The following is a 13,205-nucleotide window of genomic DNA, read 5'->3' on the forward strand; positions in this document are numbered from 1 at the left end:
ACGACCGGCTACCGCAGCAGCAGGCGCCGGCTGCCGCTGCGGCCGTCGACCGTGAACAGGCGCAGCACGTACACCCCCGGTGGGAGACCGTCGAGGCGCAGCTCCAGCTCGCGGGCGGCCGGGTCCACCGACCACTCCAGGGCCCGGCGGCCGTCCACGGTATACAGGCTGACCGACGCAACGGTAAGTTCGCCTGCCCACGCGAGGCGGGTCCAACCGGAGGCCGGGTTGGGGTACAACGACCAGCGGGTTTCGGGCAGGCTGGCGTCGGGGTTGGATACGCAGTCGTCGCCAAAGAAAGTGACCCGGTACTCCCCCGGTACGCCGTCGCAGATGCTGGCGATCTGCACCTCGTAACTGCTGCAGAGGTTGACGTTGGCGACGGTGGCGGAAAGCCCCTTCACGGTGCGTTCGGTGTAGCTCACATCGCCGCTACGGGGGCGGTACCGCAGGTGATAGCTGCCGCCGGGGGCCGCCGAGGCACCCCAGGACAGGGTCGTTTGCTGGGGCTGATCTTCGTAGGTGGCCGTCAGACCGTCCGGGGGCGGGCAGCCCTGCACGGGGGTGACGTCGATGCAGTAGTCCTCGATTTCCCCCGAAAACTGCTGGTTGGTGCCCGCCGGGCAGGGGCCGGTCTTCACCGTCGTGAACTGCATGATTACCCGCATACGCGTCAGGCCGAGTTCGCTAACCTCCGGTACTTCGATGACGCCGCGCGCCACGCCGCCCCGGGGGGCCGTCTGTTCCACCACGAGTTCGTCGGGGGTGAATACGGCGTCCTGGTTCCAGTCGATGTACACGTGAAAATCCTGGGTGAAGCCACTGCCCCGGTAGGCGGGCGTAAGGGTGATGGGGTACACACCGCCGGGCACCATGCTGCTGAGGGTCTCGTCGCCGAAGTTGCGGTAACCGTCGATCTCGCGGCTCGAGGCTACATCCAGGATGCCCGGGATTTCCACGCGGGCGATCCACTCCTGCTCGTTGCCGAAGCCGGTGGGCAGGCAATAGTCCGCATCCAGGCACACCCCGCAGCCCAGCGTCTTCTGGATACGCCGGCCCTGGAAACGGGTCACGCCCCCGGTACAATTGGTCCGCAACTCGATTTCGTAGGTGCGGCAGTTGCGCAGGCCGGTCAGTTCCAGGCGAGCTTCCGGGGTGGTAATTTCCGTCCACTCGTCGTCGCCGGTGCGGTACCGCAGGGTGTAGCTGAGGGCATTGAGCAGGGGCTCCCATTCGGCCACGATGCGCCCCCCGGCCAGGGCCTTCACGCGGTAGTCGTCGGGCAGTCGGCAGCAGCCCGGGGTTTCGACCGACCGGATCTCGGTGCCGGAGGTGGTGCCGCCGCAGCGACTGACCAGTTGCAGGTCGTACTCTCGGCAGGAGGGCAGGCCGGTAAGCCGGTAGGGGGAGCCGACGCCCGCTACGGTAGTCCACTCGGTACTGCCGGTGGGGCGGTACTGCAGGTCTACCCGGTCGACCGCCGCGGATACCTTCCAGCTCAATAAAAGGTCGGACGAGGCATCGCCCGGCGGTGAGGCGGTGAAGGAGGTCGGGGCCAGGCAGTCGGCGCAGCCCTGCATCAGGGTGGTCATGGCCGCGCCCACGTTAAGCGATCCGCCCGTGACGGTGGTACCCGCCAGGGTGGGCAGGGGCCGAAGCGAGCCGTAGAGCACGTCGCGCAAGTAGCGGGCCGCCGCGGCGGGGTCGCTGCGCAGCAACTGGCCCAGACTCGGGCAGGGTGCCGAGTAGAGCAGACCGAAGGCCCCCGTTACGGCCGGGGCGGCGAAGGAGGTGCCGTACACCGCCCCGTAGCTGTTGCCCAGCAGGGTGGTGTACACGCCTTCGCCGAAGGCGGCAAGGTCGACGGAGATGGACCCCCCGGCCGCGTCCTTCACTTTTTTATTGCGGGTATCGATGCTGGTGACCACCACCAGGTATTCCGATTCGCAGAGGGAGGGCAGGTCGCCTACCTCGTCCACGTCGATGTCGCGGTTGGGCACGGCCGCCACGTTGATGATGCCGTACTTGCCCAGGGTGTCGTAGAGTGAGCACCAGATGGGGCTCTGGGAAGGGAAGGCGCGGTCGCGGCCCCAGCTGGCGTTGGTGGCCACCACGTAGGCCCCCTCACGCCCGCCGCTGGCGTCGTAGCGTTTGCGGGCTTCGAGGGCGTAGCCATAGGCTTCGATGACTTCGGACTCCAGGGGGTCGAAATCGTTGGTGATGTTCATGACCCTGGCCGTCCAGTTCACGCCGGTGACCCCCAGGCCGTTGTTGCCGACGGCGGCGATCTGCCCCATGACCGGGGTGCCGTGGTCGCCCTTGCCGCCTTCCACGTCGTTGTTGTCCAGGGCGGTATTCCAGCCGAAGCGGTCGTCGATGTAGCCGTTGCGGTCGTCGTCGCGGCCGTTGCCGGGGATTTCGTCGCGGTTGACCCAGATGTTAGCCATCAGATCCTCGTGGTCCAGGTCGATGCCGTTGTCGATGCTGGCGATGACGATGGTGTCGCCGTTGACGGTCACTCCGCCGGTGGTGACGTCCCAGGCCGGCTGCACGTTGTAGTCGGCTCCGTTCTCTCCGCCGATTTGCCCGGTGTTGAAGAACTGCCACTGCTGCGGGTAGCGGGGGTCGTTGGGCCGCCGGCGCAGGGAGAGGCGGTGGTTGAGCTGTACGTTGACGACGCGGTCGTCGGCGGCGAAGTCGGAGCGAAGCTGCTTCTCGGCGTACTTCGCCCAGTCGAAGGCTACCAGGTAGGTGTTGAGTCCGCGGCTGAGGGGCTTCCAGGCCGACAGCTCCTTGTGGGCCCGCGCCCAGGCCTTGCCGTCGACTTCCCCCCGGAGCTGAACGATGAGCTGGCCCTGCCCATAGTCCAATCCCTGTGCCCCCAGCGCGGCGGAGCCGAGCAGGGCCAGCAGGAGTAGCAGACGGGGTAGGGGCATGCGGGGGAGTTTCCGGTCGAGGACAAAATACGGGATAAGCGGCAGCCCGGATGTACCCAAGGGGCAACATTGACAGCTGCCTTGCGCTCGTGGCCACCACCCCGGCGCGGCGCCCGGGAATTCACGGGGCACCCGCGCGTGCCGCCCCGGAAAAAGACGTGAGGGGGATTCCCGTGGTACTGCTCAGTTCGTCAAGCGGCGACCCAGCGTCCGCAGCACCACCAGCAAAATCATGAAGACGACCACCACATATTGCACCTTCCAACCGGAGAAATTGAGCAGGCCCACGCGGTCGATCCCCCACATGAGCAGGGCGGCGGCGGACACGAGCAGGACCAGGCCCGAAAGGTGGCCGAAGCCGGGCAGGGCATTCAGGGCCACCCGGCGGTGGATGACGAAGGCAGTGTACAGGAAACTGGCCACGGGCACCACCTGCAGCACCACGTTGCGGGCCACGGCGGGCGCGTCGCCGGCCACCCAATGGTAGGCACTAAGGCCCAGGGAAAGGGTAGCGGGCACCGCTACCAGATAAAGCAGGGCCGTGTACAGGTAGTTCCAGGGGGGCAGGTGATCTTCCTCCCGCTCCATCCAGCCCGCCAGGAGGGCGGCTACGGGCACGAGCGAAAAGTAGAATACCACCTCTCGGGGGTGCTCAGCGGCAAGTTGGATAAATTCAGGTAGGGTCATGGGGAGGGTAATTCGTCAATCCACTGCCAAGGTAAGAGGCGGGAAAGGTTGAGGCGGAAGGAAACGCGGTCGAGGAGGTTGCCCCGCTGCTCCAGAAGCCCCCGGGTGTCGGCGTCGGCCAGCAGGGGGACGAAGAGGCGGAACTGGTCCCGAAACAGGTTTACGGACAGCCCCCCCACCCAGCGGACGGCGTTGGACTGGGCGCTGCTCAGGGTGGGGCGGTAGCCGTAGGCCCCGGCGTCGAGGAAGACCCCGATCGGGCCGGGGAAGGGCAGGTCGCCGTCTAGGTTCACAGCAGCCAGGTAGTCGTTGCTGCGGCCGAAGGGGAAGGCCGCAGCCACCGGCGCGCGGAAGCCCCCCTGCCGCTCCCCGAGCTGCTGCTGGTACCAGCCATCCTGACTGCGGCCCAGGTAGAGGTCGTCGTAGGCGTAGTCGCTGGCGGCGTTGTCGACGAGCGACAGGCTGATGGAGGGGGCCGTATTGCCCTCGCGCAGGTCGTGCTGCAGGAAGTAGCCGCCGAAGAAGCGCCAGCGGAGAAATTTGTCTGCCTGGTACTGGTAGCCCCCGGTGAGGGTAGCGTCCAGCCGCAGGTAGTCGGCGGCGGGGAACTGCTGCGCCCCCCCGTTTCGGTATTCCAGTTGGAGGCCGTATCCGACGGGATTGATCTCCCGCTCAACCCGGACCGCGTACCCCGCGCGCAGGAAATGGGTGGTGAGCGTCTCGGCCCGGTCCAGCAGCACGCCCCCGTCGCCAAAGTCTGGGCGGCGGCGGTCTAGGCGGATGAGCTGACTGTACAGCCGGCTGCTGCGCTGACTTCCGGCCGGGTGATCAAGGTAAAAGTCACTGCGCAGCGCCCAGCGGTCGTAGCCGTACAGCCGGTCCACGGCCGGGGGGTCGAAGTCGCTGAAGCGCTGCACCCCACCGCCCACGACCACCTGCCGCAGCCACTCCGCGGGGCGCACCATCCGGTAGCGGGCACCGGCGAAGCCCGCCAGCTCCTTGCTCGCGAAGCCGTAGAGCGGGGCCACCAGCCACTCCAGCCGCCGTGGCTCCAGGGTACGATTGTGCAGGGCCAGGCCCGCCAGCACCCCGTCGTTCTCATTAAAGCCGAGCAGGGGGGAGACGAACAGCTGCGGCCTGTCCGTGGCGGCGTCGGTGACCAGGGCCACTTTGGGTGGGGCCAGACCGGGGGACCGTGCGGCGGAGCGGGCCGCCCTGTTGAATTCCCCGGCCGTGGTGGAGGTCATGGCCTCGCGTACGTAGTCGTCTACCCCCAGCGGGGCCAGGGCGGCGTAGAAGTCGGCCGGACGGGGGTGGCGGAACTTCCAGGCCACGTAGTAGTCGCGGAAGGCCGCGTCCAGGGCTTCCGTGCCCACCCTTTCCTCCACGGCCTGGAGCACCAGTTCCGGCTTGCTATAGGCGGAGATCCAGTAATTGAAGGCACTCAGTTGGTCGCTCGGGGTGTCCGGGGCCTGGTCGCGGCCCAGCCGGGCCAGGTAGTGGTAGGCCAGGGCGTCCGTGTCGACCTCCCGGCCGGGGATGACCTGCTGCCGTCCCCGCCGCTCGGGGTAAAATTGCCGGGTATAGCGGCCCTCGTAGTAGCTGTTCAGCCCCTCGTCCATCCAGGGGTGGTCGCGTTCGTTGCTGCCCAGGATGCCGTAGAACCAGTTATGGCCGATCTCGTGGGCCAGCACCTCGTCGAGGCCGTAGGCGGTGTAGCTGCGGCCGATCACGGTGATCATGGGGTACTCCATGCCGGCGCCGGCGCTGAGGGCGCTCTGTACGCCCGTCACCTGGGGGTAGGGGTAGGGCCCCAGGTGGTCGGAGTAGAAGCGCACGGCTCGCTTGAGGTAGTCGGTGGCGTCTTTCCACAGGGCGGCTTCGGTTTCCGTGAAGAAGGCCCATACGTCGATCGGGGCGGCGGAGCGCAGGTGCAGGGTATCGTGGAGCACGGCGAAGCGCTTGTCGGCAAACCAGGCGAAGTCGTGGACGCCCTCCGCGGTGTAGGTCAGGGTCTTTCGCTTCGTGGCGCTGGGGGGGAAGGGCTCGTCGACGTAGCCGGACGGAAGGTCGCGGCGGCCGGCGAGGGCGCGGCGGGTGCTGTCGGCCCGCGCCAGCAGCCAGGCCCGTTCTTCCCGGTCCTGCAGCACTCCGGTGGCGGCCACCACGTAGTTGGCGGGCAGGTCGAGGGTCACGCGGAAGCTGCCGAACTCGCTGTAGAATTCCCCCTGGTCGAGGTAGGGCATGGGGTGCCAGCCGTCGCGGTCGTAGACGGCGGGCTTGGGGTACCACTGGGTGAGCTGGTAGGACTCCCCCACGTGGCCCAGCCGGCTGAAGCTCTCGGAGATCTTCACCCGGAAGGGGGTGGTGATGGCGGCCGTGGCCCCGGGCCGCAGGGGCTCGTTCAGGTAGAGCACCCCCACGTCGGGATCTGCGGTGTAGGCGAAGCGGGCGGGGCGGCCGTCCACGCGGAAGTCGAGGCTATCCAGGGTGCCGCGGGTCGCAGGCGGCGCGAAGTGGAAGTCGGTACTGCCGTTGCGCAGTTGCTGGCGGGCGAAGGCGGTATTGTCGCCGCTGAAGGCCCGCGGCCAGAGGTGGAAGACGATGGAGTCGAGGGAGCGGGGAGCGTGGTTGGTGTAGCCCAGTTGCAGCTCGGCGTGGAGGACGTGGGCGCGGTCGTCGAGGCGGGCGTCGATGGCGTAGTCGACCGCTTGCTGGAAATAAGGGGAGTCCTGGGCCAGCAAGGGGCCCGCTAGGAGGAGCAGGAGAATTAGGCGCATGGGCATAATTAGGCTACAGGAGTTCACCGCTGAATCCGAAGGGCAGCAGGGTGGTGGCCCGCTCGAAGACGTAGACCGGTCCACCCTCCCCGCGCAGGATGAGCCGCAGGCTGTGGCCGAAGCGGCTTTCGTGTTCGCTCAGGATCTGGCGGCAGGAGCCACAGGGGCTGGCCGGGGTGTCGAGTACGCGGCCCGGGGCCTGGACGGTAATGGCCATGGCCACCACCGGCATACCGGGCCGCAGGCTGGCCGCGGCGGCCATGGCGTTGGGCTCGGCGCAGATGCACATGGGGTAGGCGGCGTTCTCGATGTTGCCGCCGGTCACCACGGTGCCGTCCTCCAGCCGGGCCGCGGCGGCTACCCGGAAGTTGGAGTAGGGGGCATAGCTGGCCGGCAGGGCGCGGGTGGCGGCGACCAGCAGCTCGCGGTCGGCGGCGGGCAGTTCCGCGGGGTCCGGAAATTCGGTGTAGGAAACGGTAAGTTGCTTCTGGGTCATGACGGTCTGGCAGGGCGGGCTAAGCTACGCAACGCGGGGCGTACCGGACCTTGAAGTGTTGACTGATGTGGCCGCACGACCTTCGAGGATCCCCCTCACCGCGCAACACCGGAAAAAACCACAGAGGCACGGAGGTTCACAGAGGGGGTTATCGGGCCCGTGGCCCGGCGTAGCATTCAGCGCCAGCCTGTGCATTTACACGTGGTGTGGAAGTGTCTGGAGACAATTTACAAATTAACGTGTCCACCCTACCGGACCTCGAAGTGTCGCCCGGCGCAGCCGCACGACCTTCGAGGCCTCCTCTCACTGCGCGCCACCGGAAAAACCACCGAGGCACGGAGATGCACTGAGTGGTTTGCCCCCCCTATTAATCGGACTTTCGTACAGTTCGGGTTGAATAATCCAGTTTACCGCTAATACCTTTCCAACAGTGGCATTGAACCGGGCAGCAGCGAATACACACGGGAAGAGCTGATTGCGGAAATGGGGGCTTCCTTCCTCTTTGCCCATACCGGTATCGATCTAGAGTCTGTCACTGAAAACAGCGTCGCCTATCTGGCCGGCTGGCTGAAGCACTTGCAGGACGATAACAAGCGGGTGTATTGCCCCCCTACCGCAGCTGCACATCCTCCGCCGCATGAACGAACAGCACGTTGCCGATCTCGTCGTAGCCGGCGAAAAGGTCCTCTTTCATCCGCTTGAGGGCCTCATCGCGGAAGCCGAGGATCACCAGGTCGGCCTCGCCGGATTTACTGGCGATGACGCTGCGGCTGTCGGTGTTGTCGAGGCGGCAGAGTACCTCGATGTTGTTGCGGCTGATGGGCAGTTTGCCGGTTTCGATCAGGTCGTAGAGGCGCTGCTGCTCGGCGGCGAGCTTCGATTCCTCGAAAACGGCGAAAAGCTTGATCTCGGCGTTCTTCCAGTCGCTGTGGCCGGTCATTACGTAGGCCAGCAGGATCATCAGGTTGCTGCTCTCCAGGTGGGCGCGAGTGATCCAGATGTGGATGGTGCGTTTAAGCCCGAAGCCGCGCTCGGACAGTCCCAGGATGCCGATGTTGAAGTCGACCGACTTGATGAGCTTGAAGTTGTCGATGATGTCGTCCAGCCCCTCGCCGCCGCGCTTGGAGTACTCCAGCAGCAGCAGGTTGTTCTCCGTACCGGCGATGCCGGGGAACTGGATGATCTGTGCGATGGCTGAGGTGTAGGAGGGCGACACGATGGTGTCCACGTAGATGCGGCTATCGGTGGCCTCGGCCATGCGGATGATGCGCTGCTTGGTCACCGCGGCGGCCTCGGAGGTCTCGTGGCTCAGGTAGCCGTTGATGTAGTGGAGGTAGGTGCCGAAGCCGTACTTCTGCGACAGCCACCGCAGCAGGTCGAAGGCCCCCAGGCGGGTGAAGGTGGCGTCGCTGACGGCGATCACGCTGGGGCGCCAGCTCTTCTTCTCCTCCTTCTCGGCCTTCTGCAGGAAGATCTGGATGCGGCGGCTGATCTGGAAGATCACCCCCTGGAAGATGAGGGCCAGACTGCGCTTATCCGGATTGCTGTAGGAAATGTAGAGGTAGAGCAGCCCGATGAGCACCACGGCCGCGGCGGCATAAGTGGAGTTCATGAAGAACATCAGCCCGAAGCAGGCAATCGCCCCGAAGAGGGAGACGTACCATTTTGAGCGGAACGTGGGCCGGTAGCTGGGGTCGGCGGCGAAGTGGTTGAGGAAGCTGATGAGGCAGAGCGACCCGTAGGTCACCATGAAGAACATGGAGATGATCTCCGCCACACTGTCGAGCGCCCCGAGCAGGATGAAGAAGCCGGCCAGGACGACCGTGATCAGACTGGCATTGTAGGGTTCGTTGCGCTTGCCCTTCCCGCGGGCCAGGAAGTGATTGATGCTGGCCGTGGGAAAGATGTTGTCGGCGGCGATGGCCTGCAGGGTTCGGGGGGCCACCAGGATGGAGCCGAGGGCGGAGGAGATGGTGGCCGCGGCCAGTCCCAGGGGGATGATCCACCAGCCCTGCCAGGCGATGTCGGCCATGATCAGGTTGCTGGTATCGGCCAGGGCCTCTGGGGGGGCGCTGTCGGCCAGCTTCCAGGCCATGAAGAGGTACACGATCATGCCCCCGATGGTAGCCGCCAGGGTGCCACGGGGGATAGAGCGGCCGGGGTCGCGCAGGTCGCCGCTCAGTCCCACCCCGGCCGTCATGCCGGTGAAGGCGGGAAAGATGATGGCGAAAACGGTAAAGAAGCTCAACTCGGGGATCACCGGGGCGGCGGGCGCGGGTGCCGGGGGCGGGGCGGCCCGCATTACTTCCTCCCCACCTGGGTAGAAGGCCTCTTCCAGGGTTACACCCGGATCACGCAGCGGGGTACTGATCTCGGGAGTGGTGGCTTCGTTGCCGTAGCTGGCAAAGAACTCTACGGGATGGGTGCGGGCGTAGTCGGTGGTGCCCACGAAAAAGGCCAGCAGCGCCAGGGCCAGGGTGGCCACTACGAAGTAGAGGACCTTGACCCCGAGGTCGGCTCCCTTGGTCAATATGAGCAGCGTGAGCAGCAGCAGGGCGGGAATGCCGATGGTCTGGGGGTAGGAAAGGAGTTGCTCCATCCACGGCAGCAGCCGGTAGGTTTCCCGCACCCACTCCAGCAGCGGCTTGAAGGCCTCGGTGAAGGCCATGATGTAGAAAGCCACCGAAATGGCCTGCGAGAAGTACAGCGCGATCCCAATGGTGGATCCGATGACGAGGCCGAAAGAGCGGGAGATGATGTAGTACTCCCCGCCGCCTTCCACCTTCTGGTTGGTGGCAATCTCGGCGATGGCCATGGCCGTGGGGATCGTCACCGCGTGCCCGATCAGGATGATCCCGATCGTTCCGGCCAGCCCCACCATGCCCACCGCGAAACCGAAGCGGAGGAACATGATGGCCCCAAGGATGGTCGAAATGGCCGTAAAGAATACGGGGGCGGTGCCGAATTTCTGCTTGTTCATGGATTTATCCCGGGGTGGCCCCTTCGATCAGGTAGAGGTAATCGGAGAGGATGTCTTCCACCTGCTGCCGCAGTTCGGCGTCGTCCTGGTTCCTCAACTGGAGGAGGAGTTGCTGGGCGATGTACTGTCCGCGGCGGTTTTCGTAGTCGTAGCTGTTCACGAGGGTCTGCTCGTCCAGGCTGGCGAAGAAGTCCAGGCGGTCGGCGGTATTCTCGGCGAGTTGCAGGACGACGTCGCGCGCCCGGCCGATGTTGCCGGTCTGGAAGTAGGGGGCCAGCATCGTGAAGGCCTCGAAGTAGAACGGGAAGTTCATGTTCGGGAACACCTCGAAGTACTTGTCGCCGACCTCCAGGGCTCGCTCGACGTCGCCGCGCCGCACCAGCTCGTTCATGGTGCGCAGCATCACGAGTTGCATCGACTGAATGGCCGGGGAATAGCTGGTGTTGACGTGGGTATTGACCTGGTCGAAATTGCCCCACAACCACTCGTTCATGATGAGGTTGTAGTTCTTGTCCACGTCGATGCCTCCCAGTGCGGTGTTGCCCTGAGCCTGCACGGCCTGTTGTTCGGTGGGCGTACGGGTGGCGGTGAGCTGCAGCGCCAGGCCTTCCAGTTGCATGTAGTCCTGCAGGCCGAGGAACTTGGAGGGCTGGGAAGTTACCGCGAAGTAGATCGGGCGTTTGTAGAAGTTCGAATTGATGAGGTCCAGGATGGCGATCTCGTCCTTCTGGATCGACCGCTGGTCGATCTGCAGCGGGATATTCTGCACTACGGGCTGGCCGGCGGGGGTGAGCCAGGGGGCCTGGGCGAGGCGACCCGGATCCACACGGATGCTCACGTTGCAGGTAGAGTAGGTGGTCTCGATGATGCGCCCGCCCTGGGTGGCCAGGTTCTTATCGGTGGCCAGCTCGTTCATGAACTCCTCCAGGCTCACCTGGGGGCCCTGGTCGCAGGGGGCGTCCGGGTTGCGGGGATTGTAGTACTGGACCTGGTTGCGCAGCCGGCCGCGGAGCTGGTCCTCGGTGAGCTGCAGGTCGATGGCCGGGGAGTCGTTCATCTGGTACCGGAGCAGGTCGATGTACCAGTCTACGGCGATGAGGCTCAGGTTGACCACGCGCACGTCGGTGCGGATGCCCTCCACCTCCTGGGCGTACCAGAGCGGATAGGTATCGTTGTCGCCGTAGGTGAAGATGATCGCGTTCTGGTCCACCGACTCCAGGAAGTTGTGGGCGTAGTCACGGGCGGCCGTATGCTGGGAACGGTTGTGGTCGTCCCAGTTCTGCGACACCATGACGATCGGCGCCACCAGTACCAGGGCCGAGGCACCGATGGCGGCACCCATGCCGCGGGCGCGGATCTTCTGCTTCATGAACTCGTAGATGGCCGGCACGGCCATGCCCATCCACATACAGAAGACGAAGAAGGAACCCACGAGCACGTAATCACGCTCCCGCGGTTCGTTGGGCGGCTGGTTGGTGTAGATTACGATGCCGATACCGGTGATGACGAAGAGGGTCAGCAGGGCCAGAAACTCTTCTCCGCGCTTGCCGGAGTGCCAGAACAGACCGATGAGCCCGAACAGGAAGGGCAACAGGAAGTAGGTGTTCCGGGCGGGGTCGTTGCGGTAATCGTCGGGCAGTTCGTCAAGGTTGCCGAGGCGCAGCTCGTCCAGAAACTTGATGCCCGTGATCCAGTTGCCGCTGCTCTTGTCCCAGGAGAAGTAGCCCTGGTCGCCGTTTTGCCGGCCGGAGAAGTTCCACATGAAGTAGCGCCAGTACATCCAGCCCAACTGGTAGTTGACCATGAACTTCAGGTTGTCGGCCATCGAGGGCCGGCCGTAGGGCAGCGGCTGGGAGGGGTCCAGCCCGATCCACCGTTTGTAGAGTCCGGGGCGCCCCTGGGTGCCGTCGGCCATACGGGGGAACAGCATCTGCTTGTCTTCCTCGTACTGCGGCGTGATCTTGTAGTTGGTGTATTCGTAGCGTCCGTTGACCAGGCCGTAACGGTCCTCGACGTCGGTAGCGATAACCTGGGCGTCGAAATGGGGGCCGAAAATCAGGCTGCGCTCCCCGTACTGCTCGCGGTTGAGGTAGGGCAGCAGGCTGGTGACGTTGTCCGGATTGTTCATGTTGACCGGCGTCTTGGCCTCCGCCCGGATGACCACCACGGCGATGACGCTATAGGCGATCAGGATGGTGGCGATGCCCATGGCCGCGAGCTGGACGCCCTGGTCGTGCTTACGGTGGGCGTAGCGGAAGGCGAGGTAAAGCAGGCCGCCGTAGGCCAGCAGGGTAGGGACGATGCCGATGTGTACCGGCAGGCCGCTGTTGACCATGCCGATCTCGAACCACTGCCAGACGGAAGGAACGCCGATGATGACCAGCGTCTGGATGATGCCGATCATGAGGACGCCGCAGCCGGCGGCTACGATGAACTGGGCCCAGTGCGGCAGCTTACGGCTTCCTAGAAAATACGTTGCACCCGCGACCGCGCCAATGCCCAGCAGTTTGCCGGTAAAGGAAGCCGCCGTCAGGAGCAGGCTCGCCGCGAACAGGTAGCCCACGATCTTGCCCACCCGGGTAAGGAAGAGCTGTCCCCGCTCGCGCAGGTAGAACAGCACAGTGATGAAGGGCAGTACCAGGATGCTCAGCAGGTGAACGCCGCTCGACAGGCCGATACAGAAGATGCTGAAGATGAGCCAGCGGTAGGCGATGTAGTCGCGGTTGGCCGGCGTAGTGTAATAGCGCATGGCCGCCCAGACGGTCATACACGTGAAGAAAAAGGACATGGCGTAGACCTCCCCTTCGACGGCCGAGAACCACACCGAGGTGGTGAAGGCGGCGGCCAGTCCGGCCACCAGTCCGCCTCCCGCCACGGCAATGACCTGTCCGCCGCCCACTTCCGCGCGTTCGTCGCGACCGGTGAGCGACAACAGGCTCAGGCGCATCGTCGACCAGGCTACGAAGGTTGCCCCGAAGGCCGTACAGATGGCCGACATGCCGTTCACGAAGGCGGCGATGAGGGAGGGATCGTCGGAAAGGATGCTGCCCAGGCTGGCGAACAGGCGGCCGATGAGCAGAAAGAGGGGCGCTCCGGGGGGGTGGACCACCTCCAGCTTGTAGGCACCAAGAATGAACTCCCCCACGTCCCAAAGACTGCCCGTACGCTCTACGCTGAGCAGCAGGACGGTCGCCGTAATGATGAAAACGATCCAGCCGGTCAGCTGGTGGAGGCGGTGAAGTTTACCCATAACGCAAAGCTTGGAAAGTCGAAACGCCGCAAAGCTAAGAATTATTAAGGCGCAGTAAGGGCCCGTCGCTCGACCG

At 65.0% G+C, this 13,205-nt stretch carries 7 protein-coding genes; 1 reads left to right on the plus strand and 6 read right to left on the minus strand.

Annotated elements, in window-relative coordinates; all coding sequences use genetic code 11:
- Positions 1–8: 8 nt before the first annotated feature.
- The 4 genes from E4021_RS11865 to E4021_RS11880 all read right to left on the minus strand — a co-directional run bounded on the left by E4021_RS11865 (position 9) and on the right by E4021_RS11880 (position 6,899).
- Positions 9–2,936, minus strand: a complete 2,928-nt coding sequence (locus E4021_RS11865) for a S8 family serine peptidase (protein WP_136459575.1) — start codon at positions 2,934–2,936, stop codon at positions 9–11.
- A gap of 183 nt (positions 2,937–3,119) precedes the next feature.
- Positions 3,120–3,623 carry a hypothetical protein gene (locus E4021_RS11870; RefSeq protein WP_136459576.1) on the minus strand — a complete coding sequence of 168 codons (504 nt, stop codon included), beginning with the start codon at positions 3,621–3,623 and terminating at the stop codon, positions 3,120–3,122.
- Positions 3,620–6,403, minus strand: a complete 2,784-nt coding sequence (locus tag E4021_RS11875; protein ID WP_168797582.1) for a M1 family metallopeptidase — start codon at positions 6,401–6,403, stop codon at positions 3,620–3,622. Before E4021_RS11875 ends, E4021_RS11870 begins: the two co-directional genes overlap by 4 nt.
- A gap of 13 nt (positions 6,404–6,416) precedes the next feature.
- A complete protein-coding gene (locus E4021_RS11880) occupies positions 6,417–6,899 on the minus strand; it encodes a cytidine deaminase (protein WP_136459578.1) in 483 nt (160 codons plus the stop codon).
- Positions 6,900–7,334: 435 nt separating this feature from the next.
- On the opposite strand from E4021_RS11880, the gene E4021_RS18595 reads away from it, so the two are divergent.
- Positions 7,335–7,601, plus strand: coding sequence for a zincin-like metallopeptidase domain-containing protein (locus tag E4021_RS18595; RefSeq protein WP_406603361.1), 267 nt, complete (start codon positions 7,335–7,337; stop codon positions 7,599–7,601).
- On the opposite strand, the gene E4021_RS11885 is transcribed toward E4021_RS18595, so the two are convergent.
- The gene (locus tag E4021_RS11885) at positions 7,510–9,879 is read right to left on the minus strand and encodes an APC family permease (RefSeq protein ID WP_136459579.1); all 2,370 of its coding nucleotides are present in this window, start codon (positions 9,877–9,879) and stop codon (positions 7,510–7,512) included. The genes E4021_RS18595 and E4021_RS11885 overlap by 92 nt on opposite strands.
- Before the next feature lie 4 nt (positions 9,880–9,883).
- The gene (locus E4021_RS18410) at positions 9,884–13,129 is read right to left on the minus strand and encodes a glycosyltransferase family 117 protein (RefSeq protein WP_246050285.1); all 3,246 of its coding nucleotides are present in this window, start codon (positions 13,127–13,129) and stop codon (positions 9,884–9,886) included.
- Between the last annotated feature and the right edge of the window lie 76 nt (positions 13,130–13,205).

The sequence above is a fragment of the Neolewinella litorea genome, from assembly GCF_004803465.1.
GTDB classification, from domain to species: Bacteria; Bacteroidota; Bacteroidia; order Chitinophagales; family Saprospiraceae; genus Neolewinella; species Neolewinella litorea.

Excerpts from the sequence above, each read along its gene's own strand:
- E4021_RS11865 (WP_136459575.1), bottom strand. The coding sequence starts at position 2,936 with ATGCCCCTACCCCGTCTGCTACTCCTGCTGGCCCTGCTCGGCTCCGCC.
- E4021_RS11870 (WP_136459576.1), bottom strand. The coding sequence starts at position 3,623 with ATGACCCTACCTGAATTTATCCAACTTGCCGCTGAGCACCCCCGAGAG.
- E4021_RS11875 (WP_168797582.1), bottom strand. The coding sequence starts at position 6,403 with ATGCGCCTAATTCTCCTGCTCCTCCTAGCGGGCCCCTTGCTGGCCCAG.
- E4021_RS11880 (WP_136459578.1), bottom strand. The coding sequence starts at position 6,899 with ATGACCCAGAAGCAACTTACCGTTTCCTACACCGAATTTCCGGACCCC.
- E4021_RS11885 (WP_136459579.1), bottom strand. The coding sequence starts at position 9,879 with ATGAACAAGCAGAAATTCGGCACCGCCCCCGTATTCTTTACGGCCATT.
- E4021_RS18410 (WP_246050285.1), bottom strand. The coding sequence starts at position 13,129 with ATGGGTAAACTTCACCGCCTCCACCAGCTGACCGGCTGGATCGTTTTC.